This is a genomic window from Ancylobacter sp. TW_SC_1, assembly GCF_056836805.1.
On the sequence record NZ_CM166365.1, the window covers coordinates 1,386,231 to 1,408,617 of the forward strand.

Sequence of the window (22,387 nt, forward strand, 5' to 3'; positions counted from 1 at the left end):
GTCATCCACGTTTGGCCGGCGCGAGCACCGGACGACGGCGCCGTTCGCGCCAGAGCTTCTGCAGGTGGACCAGATAGGAAAGGCCGCGGCCGGTCTGGTAGATCGCCGTCCGCGCGAATCGGACCGTTCCGAGGAATACACCGGGGTTGTTGCGGCGAGAATCCTGGAATTTCTGCCATTCGGCGGAATTGGCGAAGATCAGGTCGGCGATCAGCCGGTAATGCAGCGGCTGGTCGGGCTCGAACTGGCAACCGACCAGCGCGCCATCGACACCCCGTTCGACATTGCGCACGCTGACCGGCAGGGCATTGATGGCGATGTTCGAGGCCAGCGGCTGGAAGCGCAGCAGCCCCATGCTGCCGCGCTCGATGTCCGGCAGCGTCACATTGACGGCCGGACGCACACGGGCGCCGCCGAGCGAGCCGTCCTCGATGGTGGCGGCATAGGCGACGCCGTCGATCACCATCTCGCAGCGGCGCTGCAGTTCGACGCGGTGCGACCGGCGGCGGTTGCGCCGCTCGGAGACGACACCCAGCGCGCAGCCGGCCAGCGCGAGGTTCAGCAGGTTCCAGCAGCCCACGACGACGATGATGTCGTGGTTGAAGGGCTCGGCGAGCAGGCGCCAGATCGTCACGATCGCCGCGAGGACGAGAACGCCGAAGATGATGAAAAACGGGCGGCCGATCTCCGACACATGGCCTTCATCGAGGGTCTCGCCTTTCGCCGTCACCTTGAAGGTGGGCTTGTGCGGGTTGGCGATGACCGCCAGCAAGGCCGGGAACAGGTAGATCGCCTGTATGTACTCGTAGAGTTCCGAGACCCACGGCCAGCGGTAGCGGCCATAGAGGTAGTTCTGCATCAGCAGGTTCACCAGCATGTAGGTGGTGGTGTAGGCAAGGAACTCGGCGCCGGAGGCGTTGAAGATCTCCAGCGAGAAGAACAGGTAGAACAGCGGCGAGATGAGGAACATCAGCCGCGAATAGGGGAACAGCCAGAACAGCGTGCTGGAGCAGTAGCACAGGCGCTGGGCGATGCTGAGGCCGCGCTTGCCGGGCGGAAAGTGGAAGCGCAGGATCTGCATCATGCCCTGCGCCCAGCGCGAGCGCTGGCCGATGAAGCTCGCATAGCTTTCCGGCTGCAGGCCGGCGATCATCGGCTTGTCGACATAGATCGAGTGCCAGCCGCGCGAATGCAGTTCCAGCGCGGTCTCGCAATCCTCGGTGATGGTGATGCCGCTGAAGCCGTTGGTTTCGGCAAGGGCACGGCGGTTCATCAGCGCGGCCGAGCCGCAGAAGAACGCCGCATCCCACTTGTCGAGCCCGCGCTGGATGATGCCGTAGAACATCTCGTTCTCGGACGGCATGGTCTCGAACGTGCCGAGATTGCGCTCCAGCGGGTCGGGGTTGATGAAGAAGTGCGGCGTCTGGACGAGAAACAGGTTCTCGTCCTGCAGGAAGTAGCCAACCGTGTTGGTGAGAAAGTCGCGGGTCGGTGCGTGGTCGGCATCGAACACGGCGATCAGCTCGCCGCGTGCGTGCTTGAGGCCGTTGTTCAGGTTGCCGGCCTTGGCGTGCTCATTGCGCGCGCGCGTCAGGTAGTGGGCGCCGAGGCCGGCGCACAGCTCCTGCAGCTCGGCGCGGCGCTGGATCGCTGCGGCGGCCTGTTCCTGGTCGTCCTGTTCACATTTCTGGTCGGTGCCGCCATCGTCGAGCAGCCAGACCGTGACCTTGTCGGCGGGGTAATCCATGCTGAGCGCCGCCGAGATGGTGGAGGCGAGCAGCGTCGGATCTTCGTTATAGGTCGGGATGAACACGTCGACCGTGGGCACCTCGTCCGGCGGGATCGGCGGAGCGACGCGGTGCGGCATCGGTTCGGACACCACGAACAGGCTGAGGAACAGCATGAACACGCTGTACATCTCGGCGATGTACAGCATGAAGCCCGGTATGAAGTCCTCGATCTGGGTGATGGGCGGGATCGTGCTGGTGGTGCGCCAGTAGACGTAGCGCAACACCACCGCGGTTCCGAGCGCCAGTGCAATCGTGCGCGGAATGCCGGTCGGTGGTCCGAACGTCTTCAGCAGGACCATCGCGATGACAACGATGCAACCGGCGATCAGATGTGCCTGCAGGCTGATAGGCAGAGTGATGAGAAAGACGACAACGAGGGACGAAATAGCCCACGGAATGGCGAACCATGCTTTGCGCATCGACTTTCGTGCCTCGTCCAGACCCGCCGAATTCCAGCTTACTAGTGTCTCTTAGTGCGCAGAGGTTGAAGAAATGTATCTACTTTTGAAGGAAGTTCGCCCGAGGTCGATTCCACCTTGCGGCCGTGCAGGCTAGAGTCCAGTCCATACAAGTGATTCGTCGCCGTTCTCGGTCGCGGTTGGGGGGCCGTGATCTGGGGCGCTGACATTGCCCAGCGCGAGCGTTTGAAGAGGCTATGACGGGACGGACCACGCGCAAATTTCTGTCCGGAAGTCTGGCCGCGTCCGTTGCGCTGCTCGCGGCCGGGTGCGGCATGTATCCGTGGCGCGGACAGAATCCGAAGGTCGCGAATCTCGCCACCGAGGTCGAGGTCGCCGACGCGCTCGTGCTGCCCGAGCCCGGTTCGACGCCGCCGGTGGTTGCGGTCGTGCAGACGACCTATCTCAACGCGATCGAGCAGGAAATCATTCTCGGGACGAATTCCCATTCGCGGGGCCAGAACGCCATCTACACCGTGTTCTTCGGCCCGGTGAAGGATCGTACCGGCTGGGAGAACCTGCGCCAGGACGACTTCCTGAACGAGGAAGTGATCGAGCAGGAGATGCTCGATCGCATGCCCGGCGTGTCGATGTATGTCTCGAACTACTTCGTGCAGAACCGCTACGGGCCGTTCAACTACGCGATCGGCAATGCCGGCGGCGGCGAGCTTTGCATCTATGGCTGGCAGCGTATCCAGTCGCAGGTGCCGATGAACTTCTTCCTGCGCGATCGCGGCGTGCTCTCGATCCGGCTGCGGCTGTGCCAGATCGGCGCTACCGAGCAGGACCTGCTGCGCGTCATGTACCGTTATTCGATCAACGGCTACTTCCTTCCCTATGTCTGGCAGCCCTATGGCCGGCCGATGGGCGAGCCGGAGGGGCTTGGCCGCATCGGCGGGCCGCTGGCTTATCCCTCCGGCCTGCAGGGCGACGGCACGGTGCTGGATGGCTGGATGGGGCCGGAAGAGACCGTCGCGGCGCCCGCGCCGGCGGCGCCGCGGCGTTCGCGGCCGCGTTATGGCAGCGCCGTTCCGCAGCCCGAGACGCTGTACCAGACCGGTCAGCCGCAGGGGAACCTGGTCGATCCCTACGAGGGCTATCCGCAGGTGCCCGGTCCGGCGACCTCGTCGCAGCTGGCGCCGTCGACCCGGCCCAACGTGATCCAGGGTTCGCCGCCGGCCGGTGCCGTCGTCGACCAGGCGCCCGCGCGGCCGGTGCGCTCAAGCACGCAGAACTCGCCCTTCTCGGCACCGCCGACGCTTCCCGGCGTCGCGCCCGCCGCCGGGCCGACCTCGGCCACCGGTGCCGCGGCCGGCGATCCGGTGCGGCTGGTGCCGGGCGCGGGCAGCTATCCCACGCCCGCGCAATAGGCGGGATGTTCTGGTTCAGAGAGCGGCGAGCCGTGCGCGGCTGCGTGTGCGGATCGCCTTGAGCGCCACCAACAGCGGCCGTTCCACCGTGACGAGGAACGCCATGCCGAGCGCCAGCGTGGCCAGGCAGGTGAGCGCGAACAGCCCGGCCAGAGCCGCCGGGGAGAGTGGGGCGAACGCCGCGAAGACGAAGCAGGCGGGCGCCACGATCAGCGGGACATGCACGAGGTAGATGGGGAAGGAGAGTTCCCCCAGCCGCTGCAGCGGCGCCGTCTCGAAGAAACGGCGCAGCGGCGGGGTGATGAGGATCGACACCATCACCAGTATCGCCCCGACCTGCCGTGGGCCATCGGCGCCGAGCCATGACTGAAACGTCGCCAGCAGGCCGCCGCCGCCGGCGTGCCCGGGATAGGTGGCGCCGAGGATCAGCCCGGCGAGGCCGAGCAGGCTGCCGCCGAGCGCATGGTCGCGCACCCGGTGCCGCTGCTCATGGACCAGCGCGCCGCCGCAGAAGGCGGCGAGATAGAACAGGCCGATCGCCGTGAAGCCGACGAGGCCGAGCGCCATGGCGACCGGCCGCGCCGGGCCGCGCAGCACGGCATAGGACCCGTAGATGAGAAGCGAGCCGAAGAACTCCGCCTGCATGGTCCAGAGCGGGTTGTTGAAGCGGGTGGTGCCGTCGAGGAACACGCCGACGCCACCCTCCCAGACCGCCTGGGTGAGCGGCGGAATGGGTGACTGGTAGGTCCAGCGGAACCAGGGGCTGCCGGTGATGGCCTGCACGTCGCGTGCCGCCTCGGGGAAGCCGACCAGCCAGGCCCAGGCGAGCACGGACGAGGCGAGTGCCGGCACGCCAAGGCGCAGATAGCGCAAACCGATCATCAGCGGCGCCTCGCGCGCGCTGCCCGGCGCCGAGGCGGCGAGCACGAAGCCCGAGAGCACGAAGAAGATCGCGACGGCGAAATGACCGTTCCACAGCACCGCGAGCGGGGTGTCGAACAGGGTGAAGCCGGTGCGCGCCTTGTCGGCGAAGAGGGCGGGAGTGAAGGCGTAGAAGAAATGAAACGCCACCACCGCGCAGGCGGCGACCCCGCGCAGCCCATCGAGGCAGGTGACGCGGCGGGAGGCGGTGGGGAACGCGGGAGCTGTGGCGACTGGCGGGAGTTCGGTGGTGCGCAGCGGCATTGGAAGCCCTCGCATCGCGGGGACAGTCAGGGGCGGCGGGAATGACCGGCGTCGCGGAGGGGCGTCGGATGCCGCGCTTCGCGCCGGTTACCGCCCGCCAATTGTCTTGGGCCGGCGGCGCGGCGGATAGCGCCGTGCGAACGCGGCGCCGGCATTCCGAAACATCCCCGGCAGGGAGCGTCTCGGCACGGCGCCATCGACGGAACGCCGACGATGGCGCGCGGCGCGGACGCCTTACGGGTTGGGCGAGAGGCGCGCCATGTCGCGCCCGCCATTCATCTTCTTGAGCTCGTTCACATATTCCTCCGGCACCATCAGGTGCGAGGGAGTCTTGAGGCCCATGAAGCTGGCGATGTTGCCGATGAACCAGGTGCAGTTGGTGGTCGTCGCGTTCCAGAACGGCGTCGTCTTCTGCAGCTTCTGGATATAGGCGAAGACCTTCGGCGCGTCTTCCTCGCTCAGATAGACGCGGTAATTGGCGGTTAGATACTGCTCGTCGAGATCGCCATAGCTGGCGCCCGTCTCCGACTGCACCCACATGAAATGCCCGAGGACATAGGGCACCGGGCTGTCGGTCGCGGGATGCAGTCCGGCCACGTCCACGGCGCGCTCGGTCGACTTGCCGTACCAGATGAAGGCATGGCCATAGGTCGCGGCGGTGCGGGCGCGGAAATCGACGTAATAGGGACCGGGAGCCGGTGTGCCGGAGGCTGCGGCCTCCGAGGAGCCGGGCTTCGTCCCGGTGCTGGCCAGTGCCGCGCTCACCTTCGGGCGGGTGCCGGATGCGGTGGGCGTCGATGCGGCCTGAGGCGTGGTGGCGGCATCGGAACCGTCAACGACGGCCGCTGCCGGCAGCGCGCTGCCGGCGAGGGCCGCCGACGCGCAAAACGCCACTGCGATGCAGTGGCGTTTCACAATGTTTGAAATCGCATTCATCACGACACCCCGTCGCTTCTCTCGATCAGATCGCGCGAAGGAACGAGCCAGCCGCGGTCATGTCAAGCACACCATGAGATCGAGGTGCGTGCCAGACGCGCATCAGCCCTTGGTAACGATCGGCTCGGGAGCCTTGCCGACCGGAGCCTTGCCAACCGGAGCCTTGCCGATCGGGGCAGCGTCGACCGGAACCGGCTGGGGCTGCGGGAGGTCGGCGGCCACAGCGGCACCCATGATGAAAAGCGAGGCAGAGACCACGAGGAGAGACTTGATCATGCGCGATTACCTTCTGTTAACAAAGAATGCCGAGAGCTGGAGCTGCGACCTTGAGCTCTTGTTACAATAATGAGTAACCCGTCTGTGAGGCGGGTGCAATTGACGCAAAAGCGCCGCTGAGGTTGCGCCCCCGAGTTTTCTTCCACTGTTGCAAAAATAGCGCGGAGGCTGGGGCGATGACGGTAAAAGGGCACGTCGGATGCGGTTCGTCGCGTGCAATTCTGGTATCACGCGGCCATCGACCCCACCCGGGCCAGTGATTTCGCAGGGGACCCGACCCATGTTGCGTCGCATATCGTTCTGCCTCGTCGCGATTGCGGGGCTGATTCTGCCGTCCGCTCCGGGCTGGGCGCGCGAGACGGTGTCGTTCGACAAGCCCGGCTATGGCCCGGGCACCATCGTCATCAGCACCAAGGAGCGCCGCCTCTACCTCGTCGTGGGGTCCGGAAAGGCGATCCGCTATCCGGTGGCGGTGGGGCGTCGGGGCAAGCAGTGGCAGGGGCAAGCGCGGATCAACGGCAAGTATGTCCGGCCGGCATGGTCGCCGCCGGCCGAGATCAAGCGCGACAATCCGAAGCTGCCCGAGGTCATTGCCGGAGGTTCGCCCGAAAATCCGATGGGCGCCCGGGCCATGACGCTGTCGGGGGGCGGGCAATACGCGATCCACGGCACCAACCGGCCGAAATCCATCGGCACCTTCGCGTCCTATGGCTGCGTGCGCATGCACAATGACGACATCATCGACCTGTTCGGCCGCGTCGGCATCGGAACGCCGGTGGTGATGCTGCCCTGAGGCGTCAATCGCCGGGCTTCGCACGATCCCTGATGTGCTGCCCGGCGCCTTTCTGGGGCGCCAGCCACGGCTCACGGCGGAAGGTCCAGAGCTCGTAGCTCGGCACCAGCGCGCTGGGCGGGTCGTCCAGCGTGCCGAGCTTGATCTCGATCTCGCCGGAGCCTTCCTCCCAGCAGAACAGCGCCGAGCCGCAATTCGGGCAGAAGCGTTCGCCGCCCGCCCGGCATTGCCAGCATCGCAGCTCTCCCGACAGGGTGACGCTGGCCCGTGGCCAAATGCCGAAGAAGGAGAAGGCCGAGCCGGACTGCTTGCGGCAGGTCTCGCAATGACAGATGCCGACGCGCAGGGGCTCGCCGTCGATCTCGAAGCGGACCTGTCCGCAGTTGCAGCCGCCGGATAGTTTCATCGTGATCTCGCGGGTTCGAGGTCTTGGCTATCCAGTGCGACAGATCAGCGGCGCCCGCACAATAAAAAAGCCCGGCCGGAGCCGGGCTTTTCTGTTCTGGCGGCGGGACGGCGGCAGAAGCCCGTCAGTCCGCCTTCGGCGCGACCGGGGCGGAGCGCAGGACGGCGTCGTCCGCCTTCAGGGCCGCGGCGCGCGGGCGCATCGTGTCGCCCGCCTCTTCCGGACGCGGCGTGCGCTGGACCATCGACTTGTCGATGGTGACGAGGCGCAGCACGTTGGTGGTGCCGGGGGTGGCGAAGGGCACGCCGGCGGTGATGGCGATGAGGTCGCCCTCGGTGGCAAAGCCGTGCTCCACCGTCACCTGCGTCGCCTTGGCGGCCATCTCGCCGAAGGTGTGGATTTCCTCCGGCGCGTGCACGACGTGAACGCCATAGGACATGACGAGGCGGCGGGCGGTGGAGAGCTGGCTGGCAATGCCGATGATCGGGATGCGCGGGCGCTCGCGCGCAGCGTGCAGCGTCGTCGTGCCGGAGAGGGTGTAGGTGACGATGGCCGCCGCATTGGTCGACAGCGCCGCGTGATAGGCGGCCTGGGTCACCGCGTCGGCGACCGAATGGCCTTCCTCGGGGCGCTGCGATTCGATGATCGAGCGGTAGCCCGGATCGCATTCCACCTGCTTGATGATCTGGTCCATCATCGCCACGGCTTCGACCGGATACTGGCCGGCCGCGCTCTCGGCGGAAAGCATCACCGCGTCGGCGCCGTCATAGACGGCGGTGGCGACGTCGGACACCTCGGCGCGGGTCGGCACCGGCGCGCTGATCATCGATTCGAGCATCTGCGTCGCCACGATCACCGGCTTGCCGAGGCGGCGAGATTCGCGGATGACGCGCTTCTGCAGCGCCGGGATCTCCGGCAGCGACAGCTCGACGCCGAGATCGCCGCGCGCCACCATGATGCTGTCGGACAGCTCGGTGAGTCGGGTGAGGCGCTCGACCGCGAGCGGCTTCTCCAGCTTGAGGTTGATCTGGGCGCGGCCCTGGATCAGCTCCTTGGCCTCGATCACGTCCTCGGGGCGCTGCACGAAGGAGAGCGCGATCCACTCGACGCCGAGGTCGAGGGCGAAGAACAGGTCGGAGCGGTCCTTGTCGGTGAGCGCCGAGACCGGCAGCAGCACGTCGGGGACGTTGAAGCCCTTATTGTTCGACAGCTTGTTGCCGGCGACCACTTCGGCGTCGATATAGCCGGCGCCCTTCTTCACCACGCGCACGCGCACCTTGCCGTCGTCGAGCAGCACGGTAGAGCCTTCGTGCAGGGCTTCGAGGATCTCCGGGTGCGGGATGGACACGCGCTTCTCGTCGCCCGGCGTCGGGTCGGTATCGAAGCGGATGGTGGTGCCGGCGGTCAGGTTGATGAAGCCGTCGACGAAGCGGCCGAGGCGCAGCTTCGGGCCCTGAAGGTCGGCGAGCACGCCGATCGGCCGGCGAACCTCCTTTTCGAGCGCACGCACGGAGGCCAGCACGCGGCCGTGGTTTTCCTGGGTGCCGTGGCTGAAATTCAGCCGGAACACGTCGACCCCGGCCTCGTACAGCGCCTTGATCATCTCCGGACTCGAAGACGCCGGACCCAGCGTCGCCACGATTTTGGTCGCGCGTCCACGCCTGCTAACCATGATTTCCTCCGTCGGTGGGCTCGCCGATGCGCAGCACCAGCGGGTCCTCATATGAACCAAAAGTCTAGTTCTGTCTTCCGGATGTTATCTTGCACCGCAGCGTGTCCCTTTCGCGACGCCGAGGGCGGGATACCTCACAAGTGATGTCGTAAGGGCAGGGGTTTGATCTCCAGCCGGCCCGGTGCCGTCGGCCCGTGCGGGAGCGGCGGCGACTGAAACGTCTTGCTGGCATTCGGAATTCTGTATACCAATAATCATGTCACGCATGCGGCATCTGCCGGAGCGCCGGTATCCTGTCATGGGATCCGGCATGGCTGATGCATTGACCGTCCGCCGAGTCCGGCAGCGGCAGGCAGGCGAGGCGCCCCGTTTGGTCCGCAGCAGGATGCAGGTTTCGAGTTTCCAATATTCGCAGACCGCAACCACGGGTGACGCCACGCCATGACGCGCAAGATAAAGAAGCTCCTCGTCGCAAACCGATCCGAGATCGCCATCCGCGTTTTCCGCGCCGCGACCGAGCTCGGCATCTCGACCGTCGCCATCTATGCGGAGGAGGACAAGCTGTCGCTCCACCGCTTCAAGGCGGATGAGGCTTATCTCGTCGGGCGCGGACCGTGGCTCGAAAAGCCGCTCGGGCCCATCGACGCCTATCTTTCCATCGACGAGGTGATCCGCGTCGCCAGGGAAGCCAAGGTCGACGCCATTCATCCCGGCTACGGTTTCCTCTCCGAGAGCCCGGAATTCGCCGAGGCCTGCGAAGAGGCGGGCATCATCTTCATCGGCCCCACGGCGCGGACCATGCGCACGCTCGGCAACAAGGTCGCCGCGCGAAACCTCGCCATCTCCGTCGGCGTGCCGGTAATGCCGGCGACCGAGCCGCTGCCCGATGACCCCGAGGCGGTGCTGGCGGCGGCCCGCAAGGTCGGCTACCCCGTCATGCTCAAGGCGAGCTGGGGCGGCGGCGGGCGCGGCATGCGGCCCATCGAGGCCGAGGACAAGCTGCTGGATGCCGTCATGACGGCAAGGCGCGAGGCCAAGGCTGCCTTCGGCAAGGACGAGGTCTATCTCGAGAAACTGGTCCGCCACGCCCGCCATGTCGAGGTGCAGATCCTCGGCGACACCCATGGCAACCTCGTGCATGTGTTCGAGCGCGACTGCTCGATCCAGCGCCGCAACCAGAAGGTCATCGAGCGCGCGCCCGCGCCTTATGTCGACGCGGCGACCCGCAAGGGCCTGACCGACGCCGCGCTCGCCATCGGCAGGGCGACCGACTACATCGGCGCCGGCACGGTCGAGTTCCTGATGGATGCTGATACCGGCGCCTACTATTTCATCGAGGTCAATCCGCGCATCCAGGTCGAGCACACCGTGACCGAGGTCGTCACCGGCCTCGACCTCATCAAGGCGCAGATCAGGATTCTCGAAGGCGGTCATATCGGCTCCGTCGCCGAGACCGGCATCCCGCCGCAGGACGAGATCCGCCTTAACGGCCATGCCATGCAGTGCCGGATCACCACCGAGGATCCAGAGAACAACTTCATTCCGGACTATGGCCGCATCACCGCCTATCGCGGCGCGATGGGCTTCGGCATCCGCGTCGACGGCGGCACCGCCTATTCCGGCGCGGTGGTGACGCGCTTCTACGACCCGATGCTGGAGAAGGTGACCGCCTGGGCGCCCTCCAGCGACGAGGTCATCGCCCGCATGTACCGGGCGCTGCGCGAATACCGCATCCGCGGCGTGGCGACGAACCTGCCGTTCCTCGAGAACGTGCTGACGCATCCGGACTTCACCGCCTGCCGCTACACCACGCGCTTCATCGACACGACGCCGGAGCTGTTCGACTTCGGCGGCCGTCGCGACCGCGCTACCAAGCTGCTGGCCTGGATCGCCGACGTGACGGTGAACGGCCACCCGGAGGTGAAAGGCCGCGCGAAGCCCTCCGCCACCGCCCGCATCCCCGAGCCGCCGGCCTTCCTCAACGCGCCGGCCCCCGGCACCCGGCAGCTTCTCGACGCGCTCGGCCCCAAGGGCTTCGCCGACTGGATGCTGGCGCAGAAGCGCGTGCTCGTCACCGACACGACCATGCGCGACGCGCACCAGTCGCTGCTCGCCACCCGCATGCGCGCCCATGACATCGCGAAGGTGGCGGATTCCTACGCGCGCGGCCTGCCGGGCCTGCTATCGCTCGAATGCTGGGGCGGCGCCGCCTTCGACGTCTCCATGCGCTTCCTCTCGGAAGATCCGTGGGAGGTGCTGGCGAAGATCCGCGAGAGCGTGCCGAACATCCTGACCCAGACGCTGGTACGCGGCGCCAACGGTGTCGGCTACGCCAATTATCCCGACAATGTCGTGCGCTTCTTCATCCGCCAGGCGGCGGATGCCGGCATGGACATCTTCCGCGTCTTCGACTGCCTCAACTGGATCGAGAACATGCGCGTCTCGATCGACGAGGCGCTGAAGACCGGCAAGCTGGTCGAGGGCGCGATCTGCTACGCCGGCGACCTCAACGACCCCGACCGCTCGAAGTACAATCTGAAGTACTACGTTTCGATGGCCAAGGAGCTGGAGAAGACCGGCATCCACGTCCTCGGGCTCAAGGACATGGGCGGCCTGGTCAAGCCCGCTGCCGCCAGGGTGCTGTTCAAGGCGCTCAAGGAAGAGATCGGCCTGCCGATCCACTTCCACACCCACGATACGTCGGGCGTCGCCGGCGCCTCGGTTCTGGCGGCGGTGGAGGCGGGCGTCGACGCGGTCGACCTCGCCATGGACGCCATGTCCGGCATGACCTCGCAGCCGTGCCTGGGCTCCATCGTCGAGGCGCTGCGCGGCTCGGAGCGCGACACCGGGCTCGACCCGGAGGCGATCCGGCGCATCAGCTTCTACTGGGAAGGCGTGCGCGCCCAGTACGCCGCCTTCGAGAGCGACCTCAAGGGGCCGGCCTCGGAAGTCTATCTGCACGAAATGCCCGGCGGCCAGTTCACCAATCTCAAGGAACAGGCGCGCTCCATGGGGCTGGAGAGCCGCTGGCACGAGGTGGCGAAGGCCTATCGCGACGCCAACGACCTGTTCGGTGACATCATCAAGGTCACGCCCTCCTCCAAGGTGGTGGGCGATCTCGCGCTGATGATGGTGAGCCAAGGGCTTTCCGCCGCCGACGTGCTGGACCCGAAGCGCGACGTGGCGTTCCCCGCCTCGGCGGTGGCGATGCTGCACGGCGAGTACGGGCAGCCGCTGGGAGGGTGGCCGGAGGCGCTGCAGCGCAAGGCGCTGAAGGGCGAGCCGCCGATCACCGTGCGCTACGGCTCGCTCATCGAGGACGCCGACCTCGAAGCGGAGCGGGCGGACGTCTCCAAGATGCTTGGCCGCACCGCCACCGACAAGGAGCTGGCCTCCTATCTGATGTACCCGAAGGTGTTCTCCGACTTCGCGCCGGTGGTGGTGAAGTTCGGGCCGGTCTCGACGCTGTCCACGCCCGTGTTCTTCTATGGCATGAAGCCCGGCGACGAGACGACGGTCGAGATCGAGCGCGGCAAGACATTGCTGGTACGCCTGACCGCTCTTGGCGAGACGCGCGACGACGGTCTGGTCGAGGTGTTCTTCGAGCTCAACGGCCAGCCGCGGATGATCCTGGTGGCCGACCGCGACGCGGTGCCGAAGGTCGCCAGCCGCCGCAAGGCGGAGGAGGGCAACGAGTTCCACGTCGCCGCGCCGATGCCGGGCACCATCTCCTCGCTCGGCGTGCTGAGCGGGCAGGCGGTCAAGGCCGGCGACGTGCTGCTGACCATCGAGGCGATGAAGATGGAGACGGCGATCCACGCCCCGCGCGACGGCACGGTGCAGGAGATCCTGGTGTCGCCCGGCAATGCGATCGACGCCAAGGATCTGCTCGTCGTCTTGGAAGACTGAAGAATAACCGACTAACGACCTTCTTGGGAGGAAGGCAATGCGCTTGTCGATACTGAAGGAAGACCCATCCGTCGAACCGCGTGTCGGGGGCTCCCCCGACACGGTTCGTCGTTATGTCGGATTGGGAGCTGAGGTTGTCGTGTCGTCGGGGGCTGGTGTGGCCTCTGGGATTGGCGACGGGGAGTATGAGGGTGCGGGCGCGCGGGTGGTGGCGGACAACGCCGCGGCGGTCGCGGGGGCGGACATCGTGCTGTGCGTGCGCCGTCCGGCGGCGGCGGCGCTGAAGGGGGCGAACCCCGGGGCGCTGGTGATCGCGATCATGGACCCGCACGGGCATGAGAAGGAGCTCGAGGCGCTGGCCAAGGCGGGGGTGTCGGCCTTCGCGATGGAGCTGATGCCGCGCATCACCCGGGCGCAGGTGATGGACGTGCTGTCCAGCCAGGCGAACCTGGCGGGCTACCGGGCGGTGATCGACGCGAGCGCGGAGTTCGGCCGGGCGTTTCCGATGATGATGACGGCGGCGGGCACGGTTCCGGCGGCGCGGGTGTTCGTGATGGGCGCGGGCGTTGCGGGGCTGCAGGCGATCGCCACGGCGCGGCGTCTGGGCGCGGTGGTGTCGGCGACCGATGTGCGCCCGGCGGCGAAGGAGCAGGTGGAGAGCCTGGGCGCCAAGTTCATCGCGGTGGAGGACGAGGAGTTCAAGCAGGCGGAGACGTCGGGCGGCTACGCCAAGGCGATGTCGGGCGAGTATCAGCAGAAGCAGGCGGCGCTGGTGGCGAGCCACATCGCCAAGCAGGACATCGTGATCACCACGGCGCTGATCCCCGGGCGTGCGGCGCCGAAGCTGGTGTCGGGCGAGATGGTGGCGTCGATGAAGCCGGGCTCGGTCATCATCGACCTGGCGGTGGAGCGCGGCGGCAATGTCGAAGGGGCGGTCCCCGGCGAGGTGGCGACGACGGCCAATGGCGTGAAGATCGTCGGGCACCTGAACGTTCCGGGGCGGCTGGCGGCGACGGCGTCGCAGCTCTACGCCAAGAACCTGTACGCCTTCGTCGAGACGCTGGTGGACAAGGGCACGAAGAGCCTCGCGGTGAAGTGGGACGACGAGCTGGTGAAGGCGACGCTGCTGACCAGGGACGGCGCGGTGGTGCATCCGGGGTTCGCGCCGGCTTCGGAGGTTTCGCCGGCGGCTTGAGGAGCGCCGTCCTCCCGGACGGCGGCAGGCCGCTGCGGGAGCGCGTGCCACTCAGGCGACGCTCCCGGCTCTGCGCCTTGGCGCCGGCCGGGATGACGTTCTCGCCATGCGGTTCAGGAAACAGCAAGCCCATGGGTTGCCTCGGGCGACCTTCGAGATCCAAAGGGAATTGAGGAAATGGCCAATCCGGCAGGGGGCGTGATACTCGCCCAGAACGCGCCGAGCGGGGACGCGATGGCGCAGAACGCGGCGGAAGGCGCGCGCATGGCGGCGGAAGTGGCGCGCCAGGCCGCCGAGGCGGCGCGGGCCTATGCGGATGCCGCGGCGCAGAGCTATGCGGAGATCGCGGGCGATGTGGCGGGCACGGCGGCGCATGCGCTGACGGGCGGGGCGATCGACCCGTTCGTGTTCCGCCTCGCCATCTTCGTGCTGGCGGTGTGCGTGGGCTACTACGTGGTGTGGTCGGTGACGCCGGCGCTGCACACGCCGTTGATGAGCGTGACCAACGCGATCTCCTCGGTGATCGTGGTGGGGGCGCTGCTGGCGGTGGGCGTGGACACGGTGGCGGACGGCACGGAATGGGCGCGGGGCTTCGGCTTTGTCGGCCTGGTGCTGGCGTCGGTGAACATCTTCGGCGGGTTCCTGGTGACCAGCCGGATGCTCGCCATGTACTCGAAGAAGAAGTGAGGGCGCCCCGATGAACGCCAATCTGGTCGCGCTCCTCTACCTCGTCTCGGGGGTCCTGTTCATCCTGGCGCTGCGCGGGCTGTCGAGCCCGGTGACGTCCCGCCAGGGCAATCTGTTCGGCATGGTGGGCATGGCGATCGCCATCGCCACGACGCTGGCCTCCTCGCCGCCGGCGGGTCTGGGCGGCTGGGCGCTGGTGCTCGGCGGGCTCATCATCGGCGGCGGCGCCGGGGCGGTGATCGCGCGCAAGATCGCGATGACGCAGATGCCGCAACTGGTGGCGGCGTTCCACTCGCTGGTCGGCCTGTCGGCGGTGATGGTGGCGGCGGCGGCGCTGTACGCGCCGGCGGCGTTCGGCATCGGCGATCCCGGCCATATCCACGCGCAGGCACTGATCGAGATGAGCCTCGGCGTGGCGATCGGCGCCATCACCTTCACAGGTTCGGTGATCGCCTTCGCCAAGCTGAACGGCAACATGTCGGGCAAGCCGATCCTGCTGCCGGCGCGCCACGTCATCAACATCGCGCTGGCGCTGGCCATCGTGGTTCTGGTGGTGGTGCTGACGCTGACCGAGAGCCACACGGTGTTCTGGCTGATCGTGCTGGCCAGCCTGGTGTTCGGCGGGCTGCTGATCATCCCGATCGGCGGCGCCGACATGCCGGTGGTGGTGTCGATGCTGAACTCGTATTCGGGCTGGGCGGCGGCGGGCATCGGCTTCACGCTGGGCAACACGGCGCTGATCATCACCGGTGCGCTGGTGGGCTCCTCGGGCGCGATCCTGAGCTACATCATGTGCAAGGGGATGAACCGGAGCTTCGTGTCGGTGATCCTGGGCGGCTTCGGCGGCGACGCAGCGGCGGGTCCGGCGGGCGCGGTGGAGAGCCGGCCGGTGAAGCAGGGCTCGGCCGAGGACGCGGCGTTCATCATGAAGAACGCGTCGAAGGTGATCATCGTGCCGGGCTACGGCATGGCGGTGGCGCAGGCGCAGCACGCGCTGCGCGAGATGGCGGACCGTCTGAAGGAGGAGGGCGTCGAGGTGAAATACGCCATCCACCCGGTGGCGGGGCGTATGCCCGGGCACATGAACGTGCTGCTGGCGGAAGCCAATGTTCCCTATGACGAGGTGTTCGAGCTGGAGGACATCAACTCGGAGTTCGCTCAAGCCGACGTGGCCTTCGTGATCGGCGCCAACGACGTGACCAACCCGGCGGCCAAGACCGACCCGACGTCGGCGATCTACGGCATGCCGATCCTCGACGTGGAGAAGGCCAAGACCGTGCTGTTCATCAAGCGCGGCATGGCCGCCGGCTATGCCGGCGTCGAGAACGAGCTGTTCTTCCGCGACAACACCATGATGCTCTTCGCCGACGCAAAGAAAATGGTCGAGGACATCGTCAAAAACCTGTAAATCGGTTCTAAATTCAAATGAAGCGGCCGGAGGTCTTCTCCGGCCGTTTTCTTTTTCTCGCGCCGTCGCCGCCTGCGCTTAACCGGCTGTCAACCAAGTCCGGCTAGCGTCTTTCCATGGCGCGCGGCGTATCCTGGTTTCTCGTAGCCCCGCTCGTCCTTCTGGGGCTTTCCGGCTGCAAGTTCGGGCTGTTCGATCAGCGCGAACCCTGGCGCACGGAAGCTGAGGAACGGTGTCTGGCGGGGGGCCTCGTGAAGCCCTCCGCTTTCATCGTGCAGGGTCGCGCCCTCGACGGCGCCGGCACCTGCGGCATGGATCATCCTTTCCGCATCACTGCCTTCGCCGAAGGATCCGTCGAGGTTGCGCCGCGCGCGACGCTCGCCTGCCCGATGACCTCGGCCGTCGACCAGTGGCTGTCGCAGGACGTGCAGCGCGCCGCCATGGCCTGGTTCGGCCAGCCGGTGGTAAAGGTGAAGCAGATGTCGTCCTATTCCTGCCGGCGCATGAATGGCGCGCGGTCGGGGAAGATTTCTGAGCACGCCTTCGGCAACGGGCTCGACATTGGCGGCTTCGTGCTGGCCGACGGGCGCGAGATTTCGGTGAAGAAGGGCTGGAAGGGCAGCGCCGATGAGCGCGGCTTCCTGCGTACGGTGCAGGCGGATGCCTGCGAGCGCTTCACCGTGGTGCTGGCGCCGGGTTCCAACGTCTATCACTACGACCACATCCACATCGACCTGATGCGGCGGGCCTCCGGCAGCACGACCTGCAAGCCGGCGGCGCAGCGCCCGACCCCGCCCCATCTGCCGGTCTACAAGGCTCCGCCCTACAAGGCGCCACTCTTCGGGGCGCCGTGGGGCGCCGCGCCGCTGTCGTCGGCGCCGGGCGGCTACGAAACCCCGGTCGAGACCGAGCAGGAGGTCGAGGAAGGCTATGATCCGGAGGACGGCTATGGCGCCGCGCCGGTCGCCGCCGCTCCGGCCCGCGCCCGCCCGGTCGAGGCGCAGATGGCGCCGGCCCGCCTCCCGGCGGCGCCCGCCCCGCGGGCATCGGCGTCGCCGCTTCCCGCGCCGCAGGCGGTCGGCGCGCCGATGGTGCTCTCGCCGCCGGGCGATCCTTCTGTGACGGGTGGGTATCCGGCGGACCCGTATCCCGCCCAAGGCTATCCGGCTGAAAGCTATCCGGCCCAGAGCCCGCCGCCGCAGCCTTACCCCGCGCAAAGCTACCCGGCACAAAGCAATCCGGCGCAGGCCTATCCCGTACCGTCGGCGGCCCCGCCAGTCCCGGCGACGGCGCCGAGCCGGCAGCGACCACCCGGCCTGCCGCTGCCGCCGGCCAGCATACCGCTCGCCAAATGGCTGGGGCTCGACACCGAGCCGACCGGCTCGACCGGCAATGTCCGCTCCTTCACCGGCGAGCGGCAGTTCGCCAGCCCGATCCCGGTCCCGGAGGCCGCGCCCGGCACCGATTGAGCGCGGCTCAGTCGAGCAGCGTGTCGAGGCCGCGCCGCACTCCGACCCAGCCGCGCACCTTGCGGGCGGCGAGCAGCGTTCCCGCGACATAGGGCGCGGCGGACGAGCCGGCGTCGTGGCGGATGGTCAGCCGTTCGTCCGGCGCGCCGAAGATCGCTTCCACCCCGAGCACGAAGGAGGGCAGGCGCAGCGCATGCACGCGCACCTCGCGCGGGCCCTCGCCGAAGGCGCCGCCGCGCGTCGCCGGGACGCCGACGACCTCCGCCACCGGGCGGCTGGTGGCGGGCTGACGGATGCCGGCGAGCGCCTCGGCGAGCTCGCGCCCGGTGCCCGATGGCGCGTCGGGCTTGCCGGCGGAGGCGTAGTCGATGAGCTCGACATCGGCGACGTATTTGGCTGCCTCCAGCGTGAAGCGCTTCAGCAGCGTCGCGGTGATGGAGAAATTGCCCGCCGCGAGCAGGCCGGCCTCGCATTCGCGCGCGACGACGTCGAGTTCGGCATAGTCGGCGGCGCCGAGGCCCGACGTGCCGATGACGACGGCCAGTCCGGCCCGCAGGGCGGCGAGGGCATTGGCCTTCACCACGCCGGGCTTGGTGTAGTCGATCAGCACGTCGGCGGGCACCGCGAGGGCGTCCTCGACGCTGGCGAAGACCGGAACGCCGGTAGCCTCATTGCCGAGCGCGGCGCCGAGATCCTTGCCGGCATGGGAGCGGGCGACGCCGGCGACGAGGTCGAGATCGGGCGCCGCGGCGAGGGCGGGCACGAGCGCGCGGCCGACCCATCCGGTGGCGCCGGCGAGAATGATGCGGATCGCCATGGCATGCTCCTTCTGCTGGCGGAGAGCGAAGCAGTAGCAAAGCCCGGGCGGTCACGCCAAACCGCGCTGTCGGCGGTGCGCCGGAGGCGGGGGAAAGGATGAAGGGCGAAGGGTGCCAGCCGGCCTATAAGCCGGGTTTTGTATGGCGGGATTTCTCCCACGTGACGGCCATTCCTCTGGGACGCCAATTGCTTGGCGCCTCGAGCAGTCAACCCGGGCGGCTGTCCGAAGACGGGACCTGAAGCTGACGCTTCGTGCCACCCCTATACGACTTTGCTCCCGGTGGGGTTTGCCGTGCCGCTTCCGTTGCCGGTCGCGCGGTGCGCTCTTACCGCACCGTTTCACCCTTACCCCGGGCGAACCCGTGGCGGTCTGATTTCTGTGGCACTTTCCCTGGGGTCACCCCCGCCGGACGTTATCCGGCACCGTGTCTCCGTGGAGCCCGGACTTTCCTCGGCACCCCGAGGGATGACGCGGCCGTCCGGCCGGCTGGCGGGCGAGCAATGGGGGAGGCGGCGGCGCGCGTCAAGTGCGCAGGCGGGCAAGGCGGTCGATTGGAGCGGCGGGAGGATCCGCGCGCGGAAGCCGGGACGCATGCGAGACCTGAGCGGTCCCGGCGCCCGCGCGCGAAACTGGGCGGCTCGTTCAGTTGGACGCCATGATGGTCCGGGCCTTGCCGCAATAGGTCCGCGCGGCGGAAGACATGCGCCGGGCGCCATGCCCGCCCTGGTAGCGCATGACGGTGCCGCAGGTGTCGCCGCCGGCGAGGCGATAGGCGCCGGCGAGATAGCGCATGCCCCAGCGTATGTTGGTGGCCGGCTCGTAGAGCGCCGCGCGGGTGCCGGAATAGCCCATGCCCTTGGCGGTCTGGTGCTTGATCTGCATGAGGCCGACCTCGCCGGCGCGGCCGGTCAGCCGGGAATTCCAGTTGCTCTCGATGCGCACCACGGCGCGGGCGAGGGCGACCGGCACGCCATTGGCGCGTGCTTCGCGTTCGACGAGGGTGGCGAGGCTATTCGAGGAGGATGGAGCGTCGACTTTGGATGATCTTTCGAAGATCGGCTTGGCACTGGCGATGTTTGTACCGGAACCGATGATGACGGCGACGACAAGCGAAGCACTGAGTGCGCGGGAAACATTCATTACGAGCCGATGGCCTTTTCGTCTGATTGCGACGGGCCGGAAAAGTCAGCTCAAATCTGTCTCGAATGAGGCGCGTGCAGTGGGAAGATTGTCGCAATCAGAACGTGCGACGACCTCAACCTGGCCAGTACACCCCTCGATATGGTGCAATTGCGACGTTCATGATCGAAACTTGCGCGCAGGAGCTGTCGCAAGCAGTATCCTTTCGCCGTTTGCTGTTATTATGGGCGTGCAAATATTTCAGGCGGATTCTGGCGATTCCGCCTCGTCGGTGTCGGCCGCGCCGGGTCGTGCGGCGCAGAGCGCATAAAGCGTCGTTAGCGTCGAAATGTCGGCGATGCCGTCGACCCGCGACCGGCGGAAATGGCGCTGGAAGGCGCGCACCACGGCCTCGGTGGTCTCGCAATAGGTGCCGCTGACCGGCACGCCATAGCCGTAGAAGGCAAGCATGGCCTGCAGCGCCTCGATCGGCTGACCGTGCTCGCCGCGCATGAAATAGCGTCCGTCGCTCGGCGGTGCCTCCTCCACCAGATGGCCGACGCCGAAACGGTGCAGCGTCTGCCACGGGAATTTCTCGCCGGGGTCCGCCTTGCGCAGCGGTGCCACGTCGGAGTGGGCGAGCACACGATCGGGCGGGATGGGGTGGCGCGAGAGAATGTCCTTGGCCAGCGCCGTGACCGCCTCGATCTGGATCGCCGGGAAGGGCGGATAGCCGAAATCATGCCCCGGATTGGCGATCTCGATGCCGATGGACTGCGAGTTGATGTCCGTCGCGCCGGCCCAGAAGGCAGTACCGGCATGCCAGGCGCGGCGCGCTTCGGGGACGAACTGGGCGATGCGCCCGTCCTCGAACACCACATAATGGGCGGAGACCTGCCGCTCGGGCGCGCGCAGCCATTCCACCGCCTCGGCGCTCGACGCCATCCCGGTGTAATGCAGCAGCAGCATGTCAGGCCCGGCGACGCCGAGACGCTCGCCATGGTTCGGCGAGGGCAGCACCTCGGCGACGAGGGGCGAGTCGGGCGGGAAGGCGGCGTCGGGAGCGGCGGGCGCTGTGATCATGGCTACCTGCAGCTAAGCCCGGCGGGCGCGCGATTCAACAGATTCTTAAGGTTCATGGGGCGTTAATCGCCAATCGCCGGCCGCGGCGGAATCACCCCTGTCGGGCAGCACCCGCTGCGGGGTGACGGCGTGGTCTTTCCATTGACGCCCATTATGTCCCATGGTATCCCAAATCATCCCGTTGCAGTACCGAGTTCCCCGAGCCGATGGCGCCTCTCCGGCGCCCGTCGAGGGGTCGTGCGCGGTGGCCGCAAAGCCTGCGGCGGGGCGTGTTTGCGTAGGGGCGTACCGGGCCGATGGAACGTTTCGTATCGACCTATCCGATGCGGCTCGATTCCAAGGGCCGGATGTCGATCCCGGCGCCGTATCGCGCGTTGATCGCACGGGACGGGCTGGAGCATCTCTACTGCCATCCGGCGCTCGATCTTCCGGCCCTGCAGGGCGGCGGCGCGCGGCTGATGGCGGGGATCGACGCCCTGATCGAGCGCTATCCGCCCTATTCGGAAGCGCGCGAGGAACTGGCGGGCGCGCTCTATGGGGCGATCGAGATGCTGAAACTCGATCCGGAGGGCCGCGTGATGCTGGGCGAGGGGCTGAAGGCCCATGCGCATATCAAGGACGAGGCCGTGCTGGTCGGCCTCGGGGATCATTTTCGGATCTGGGAGCCAACACGCTTCCGGGCGCATCTCGCGGAGGCCACTGCGAAGGTGCGCGCGCTGAAGCAGAAGATCGGCTCCCAGGGGGCGACGCGGGATTCCCGCGCCGATGGGGCATGATGGCGGGTCGCGGCGGTTCGGAGACGGACGCTGCCGGCGGACCGGCCCGTCATCTGCCTGTCCTGCTTGGCGAAGTCATCGAACATCTCGCTCCGAAGGACGGCGGCGTCTATGTCGACGGCACTTTCGGCGCCGGCGGCTACACGCGCGCCATTCTCGGTGCGGCGGATTGCCGGGTCATTGCCATCGACCGCGATCCCAACGCCATTCGCGATGGGCAGGCGCTGGTCGAGGGCAGCGGCGGGCGGCTGTCGCTCGTCCATGAGCGGTTCAGCGAACTCGACGCGGTCGCCGCGGCGGCCGGCGCGCCGCTGGTCGACGGCGTCGTGCTCGACATCGGCGTTTCCTCCATGCAGATCGACGAGGGCGAGCGCGGCTTCTCCTTCCGCCGCGAGGGGCCGCTCGACATGCGCATGTCGAACGACGGGCCTTCCGCTGCCGATCTGGTGGCCGGGCTCTCCGAGACCGAGCTTGCCAACCTCATCTACCGTTTCGGCGAGGAGCGGCATTCGCGCGCCGTCGCCCGCGCCATCGTCGCGGCGCGGGCGGTCGCGCCGATCGAGCGCACGCTGCAGCTCGCCGACATCGTCGCAAAGGTCGTGTGGTCCAAGCCGCATGAGCCGCACCCGGCGACCCGCACCTTCCAGGCGCTGCGCATCGCGGTGAATGACGAGCTGGGCGAGCTTGCCCGCGCGCTTTCCGCCGCGGAGCGGGTTCTCAAGCCCGGTGGGCGGCTGGTGGTGGTCACCTTCCATTCGCTGGAAGACCGCATCGTGAAGAACTTCCTCGCCAATCGCGCCAAGGTCGCGGCCGGCTCGCGCCACATGCCGGCGGTGCAGGGCGCGCCGCCGAGCTTCACGCTGGTGGCGCGCGGCGCGGTGGAGGCGGGCGAGGAGGAACTCGCCCGCAATCCGCGCGCCCGTTCCGCCAAGCTGCGGGCCGCGGCGCGCACGTCGGCGCCGGCCCATCCTTCGGGCGACCTCTCGTCGCTGCTGCCGCCGCTTCCGGTTCTGGACGCCCACCGCCGTCGCTGAG

At 67.7% G+C, this 22,387-nt stretch carries 18 protein-coding genes and 1 other RNA gene; 9 read left to right on the forward strand and 10 right to left on the reverse strand.

Going from position 1 to position 22,387, the window contains the following annotated elements; genetic code table 11:
* Position 1 precedes the first annotated feature (1 nt).
* Entirely contained in the window at positions 2-2,209 is a 2,208-nt protein-coding gene (gene bcsA, locus AC1PZ7_RS06380) for a UDP-forming cellulose synthase catalytic subunit (RefSeq protein ID WP_482358657.1), read from the reverse strand.
* 314 nt (positions 2,210-2,523) lie between these two features.
* Here bcsA and bcsN point away from each other — a divergent pair, with 314 nt between their 5' ends.
* Complete coding sequence (gene bcsN / locus AC1PZ7_RS06385; protein WP_482358658.1) at positions 2,524-3,618, forward strand: cellulose biosynthesis protein BcsN; 1,095 nt, start codon at positions 2,524-2,526, stop codon at positions 3,616-3,618.
* 15 nt (positions 3,619-3,633) lie between these two features.
* Here bcsN and AC1PZ7_RS06390 read toward each other — a convergent pair whose 3' ends face one another.
* The 3 genes from AC1PZ7_RS06390 to AC1PZ7_RS06400 all read right to left on the reverse strand — a co-directional run bounded on the left by AC1PZ7_RS06390 (position 3,634) and on the right by AC1PZ7_RS06400 (position 6,015).
* The gene (locus AC1PZ7_RS06390; RefSeq protein WP_482358659.1) at positions 3,634-4,803 is read right to left on the reverse strand and encodes an acyltransferase family protein; all 1,170 of its coding nucleotides are present in this window, start codon (positions 4,801-4,803) and stop codon (positions 3,634-3,636) included.
* Positions 4,804-5,037: 234 nt separating this feature from the next.
* A complete protein-coding gene (locus AC1PZ7_RS06395; protein ID WP_482358660.1) occupies positions 5,038-5,739 on the reverse strand; it encodes a hypothetical protein in 702 nt (233 codons plus the stop codon).
* 102 nt (positions 5,740-5,841) lie between these two features.
* The gene (locus AC1PZ7_RS06400; protein WP_482358661.1) at positions 5,842-6,015 is read right to left on the reverse strand and encodes a hypothetical protein; all 174 of its coding nucleotides are present in this window, start codon (positions 6,013-6,015) and stop codon (positions 5,842-5,844) included.
* Between the two features lie 280 nt (positions 6,016-6,295).
* Here AC1PZ7_RS06400 and AC1PZ7_RS06405 point away from each other — a divergent pair, with 280 nt between their 5' ends.
* Positions 6,296-6,808, forward strand: a complete 513-nt coding sequence (locus tag AC1PZ7_RS06405) for a L,D-transpeptidase (RefSeq protein ID WP_482358662.1) — start codon at positions 6,296-6,298, stop codon at positions 6,806-6,808.
* A gap of 4 nt (positions 6,809-6,812) precedes the next feature.
* Here AC1PZ7_RS06405 and AC1PZ7_RS06410 read toward each other — a convergent pair whose 3' ends face one another.
* Both AC1PZ7_RS06410 and pyk read right to left on the reverse strand, forming a co-directional pair.
* On the reverse strand, positions 6,813-7,214 hold the full coding sequence (locus AC1PZ7_RS06410; protein ID WP_482358663.1) for a GFA family protein: 402 nt from the start codon (positions 7,212-7,214) through the stop codon (positions 6,813-6,815).
* A gap of 124 nt (positions 7,215-7,338) precedes the next feature.
* Positions 7,339-8,886, reverse strand: coding sequence for a pyruvate kinase (gene pyk, locus AC1PZ7_RS06415; RefSeq protein WP_482358664.1), 1,548 nt, complete (start codon positions 8,884-8,886; stop codon positions 7,339-7,341).
* A 441-nt stretch (positions 8,887-9,327) separates the two neighbouring features.
* Between pyk and pyc the strand changes: the two genes are divergently transcribed.
* From pyc to AC1PZ7_RS06440, 5 genes are all read left to right on the forward strand, one after another.
* A complete protein-coding gene (gene pyc, locus AC1PZ7_RS06420) occupies positions 9,328-12,795 on the forward strand; it encodes a pyruvate carboxylase (RefSeq protein ID WP_482358665.1) in 3,468 nt (1,155 codons plus the stop codon).
* A gap of 37 nt (positions 12,796-12,832) precedes the next feature.
* Complete coding sequence (locus AC1PZ7_RS06425; RefSeq protein WP_482358666.1) at positions 12,833-13,990, forward strand: Re/Si-specific NAD(P)(+) transhydrogenase subunit alpha; 1,158 nt, start codon at positions 12,833-12,835, stop codon at positions 13,988-13,990.
* 234 nt (positions 13,991-14,224) lie between these two features.
* On the forward strand, positions 14,225-14,677 hold the full coding sequence (locus tag AC1PZ7_RS06430) for a proton-translocating transhydrogenase family protein (RefSeq protein ID WP_482359581.1): 453 nt from the start codon (positions 14,225-14,227) through the stop codon (positions 14,675-14,677).
* Positions 14,678-14,687: 10 nt separating this feature from the next.
* On the forward strand, positions 14,688-16,085 hold the full coding sequence (locus tag AC1PZ7_RS06435) for an NAD(P)(+) transhydrogenase (Re/Si-specific) subunit beta (protein ID WP_482356650.1): 1,398 nt from the start codon (positions 14,688-14,690) through the stop codon (positions 16,083-16,085).
* A 116-nt stretch (positions 16,086-16,201) separates the two neighbouring features.
* Positions 16,202-17,554: an extensin-like domain-containing protein gene (locus AC1PZ7_RS06440; RefSeq protein ID WP_482358667.1), complete on the forward strand. Its 1,353-nt coding sequence runs from the start codon at positions 16,202-16,204 to the stop codon at positions 17,552-17,554.
* 7 nt (positions 17,555-17,561) lie between these two features.
* Here AC1PZ7_RS06440 and dapB read toward each other — a convergent pair whose 3' ends face one another.
* From dapB to AC1PZ7_RS06460, 4 genes are all read right to left on the reverse strand, one after another.
* Positions 17,562-18,371 carry a 4-hydroxy-tetrahydrodipicolinate reductase gene (gene dapB, locus AC1PZ7_RS06445; RefSeq protein ID WP_482358668.1) on the reverse strand — a complete coding sequence of 270 codons (810 nt, stop codon included), beginning with the start codon at positions 18,369-18,371 and terminating at the stop codon, positions 17,562-17,564.
* A gap of 111 nt (positions 18,372-18,482) precedes the next feature.
* Positions 18,483-18,864, reverse strand: an RNA gene (gene rnpB, locus AC1PZ7_RS06450) — RNase P RNA component class A.
* Between the two features lie 152 nt (positions 18,865-19,016).
* Entirely contained in the window at positions 19,017-19,514 is a 498-nt protein-coding gene (locus AC1PZ7_RS06455; RefSeq protein WP_482358669.1) for a lytic transglycosylase domain-containing protein, read from the reverse strand.
* 240 nt (positions 19,515-19,754) lie between these two features.
* Complete coding sequence (locus tag AC1PZ7_RS06460; RefSeq protein ID WP_482358670.1) at positions 19,755-20,576, reverse strand: N-acetylmuramoyl-L-alanine amidase; 822 nt, start codon at positions 20,574-20,576, stop codon at positions 19,755-19,757.
* Between the two features lie 296 nt (positions 20,577-20,872).
* Here AC1PZ7_RS06460 and AC1PZ7_RS06465 point away from each other — a divergent pair, with 296 nt between their 5' ends.
* Together AC1PZ7_RS06465 and rsmH are read left to right on the forward strand one after the other, a co-directional pair.
* Positions 20,873-21,352 carry a division/cell wall cluster transcriptional repressor MraZ gene (locus tag AC1PZ7_RS06465; RefSeq protein WP_482358671.1) on the forward strand — a complete coding sequence of 160 codons (480 nt, stop codon included), beginning with the start codon at positions 20,873-20,875 and terminating at the stop codon, positions 21,350-21,352.
* Positions 21,349-22,386, forward strand: a complete 1,038-nt coding sequence (rsmH, locus tag AC1PZ7_RS06470) for a 16S rRNA (cytosine(1402)-N(4))-methyltransferase RsmH (RefSeq protein WP_482358672.1) — start codon at positions 21,349-21,351, stop codon at positions 22,384-22,386. The genes AC1PZ7_RS06465 and rsmH overlap by 4 nt, the downstream gene beginning before the upstream one ends.
* Position 22,387: the final 1 nt, after the last annotated feature.

Bases quoted from the DNA above. Each gene is read 5' to 3' on its own strand.
- AC1PZ7_RS06395 (WP_482358660.1), bottom strand. From the start codon at position 5,739: ATGAATGCGATTTCAAACATTGTGAAACGCCACTGCATCGCAGTGGCG.
- bcsN (WP_482358658.1), top strand. From the start codon at position 2,524: ATGTATCCGTGGCGCGGACAGAATCCGAAGGTCGCGAATCTCGCCACC.
- AC1PZ7_RS06465 (WP_482358671.1), top strand. From the start codon at position 20,873: ATGGAACGTTTCGTATCGACCTATCCGATGCGGCTCGATTCCAAGGGC.
- AC1PZ7_RS06390 (WP_482358659.1), bottom strand. From the start codon at position 4,803: ATGCCGCTGCGCACCACCGAACTCCCGCCAGTCGCCACAGCTCCCGCG.
- AC1PZ7_RS06430 (WP_482359581.1), top strand. From the start codon at position 14,225: ATGGCGCAGAACGCGGCGGAAGGCGCGCGCATGGCGGCGGAAGTGGCG.
- pyk (WP_482358664.1), bottom strand. From the start codon at position 8,886: ATGGTTAGCAGGCGTGGACGCGCGACCAAAATCGTGGCGACGCTGGGT.
- pyc (WP_482358665.1), top strand. From the start codon at position 9,328: ATGACGCGCAAGATAAAGAAGCTCCTCGTCGCAAACCGATCCGAGATC.
- dapB (WP_482358668.1), bottom strand. From the start codon at position 18,371: ATGGCGATCCGCATCATTCTCGCCGGCGCCACCGGATGGGTCGGCCGC.
- bcsA (WP_482358657.1), bottom strand. From the start codon at position 2,209: ATGCGCAAAGCATGGTTCGCCATTCCGTGGGCTATTTCGTCCCTCGTT.
- AC1PZ7_RS06460 (WP_482358670.1), bottom strand. From the start codon at position 20,576: ATGATCACAGCGCCCGCCGCTCCCGACGCCGCCTTCCCGCCCGACTCG.
- rsmH (WP_482358672.1), top strand. From the start codon at position 21,349: ATGATGGCGGGTCGCGGCGGTTCGGAGACGGACGCTGCCGGCGGACCG.
- AC1PZ7_RS06435 (WP_482356650.1), top strand. From the start codon at position 14,688: ATGAACGCCAATCTGGTCGCGCTCCTCTACCTCGTCTCGGGGGTCCTG.
- AC1PZ7_RS06425 (WP_482358666.1), top strand. From the start codon at position 12,833: ATGCGCTTGTCGATACTGAAGGAAGACCCATCCGTCGAACCGCGTGTC.
- AC1PZ7_RS06410 (WP_482358663.1), bottom strand. From the start codon at position 7,214: ATGAAACTATCCGGCGGCTGCAACTGCGGACAGGTCCGCTTCGAGATC.
- AC1PZ7_RS06455 (WP_482358669.1), bottom strand. From the start codon at position 19,514: ATGAATGTTTCCCGCGCACTCAGTGCTTCGCTTGTCGTCGCCGTCATC.
- AC1PZ7_RS06440 (WP_482358667.1), top strand. From the start codon at position 16,202: ATGGCGCGCGGCGTATCCTGGTTTCTCGTAGCCCCGCTCGTCCTTCTG.
- AC1PZ7_RS06400 (WP_482358661.1), bottom strand. From the start codon at position 6,015: ATGATCAAGTCTCTCCTCGTGGTCTCTGCCTCGCTTTTCATCATGGGT.
- AC1PZ7_RS06405 (WP_482358662.1), top strand. From the start codon at position 6,296: ATGTTGCGTCGCATATCGTTCTGCCTCGTCGCGATTGCGGGGCTGATT.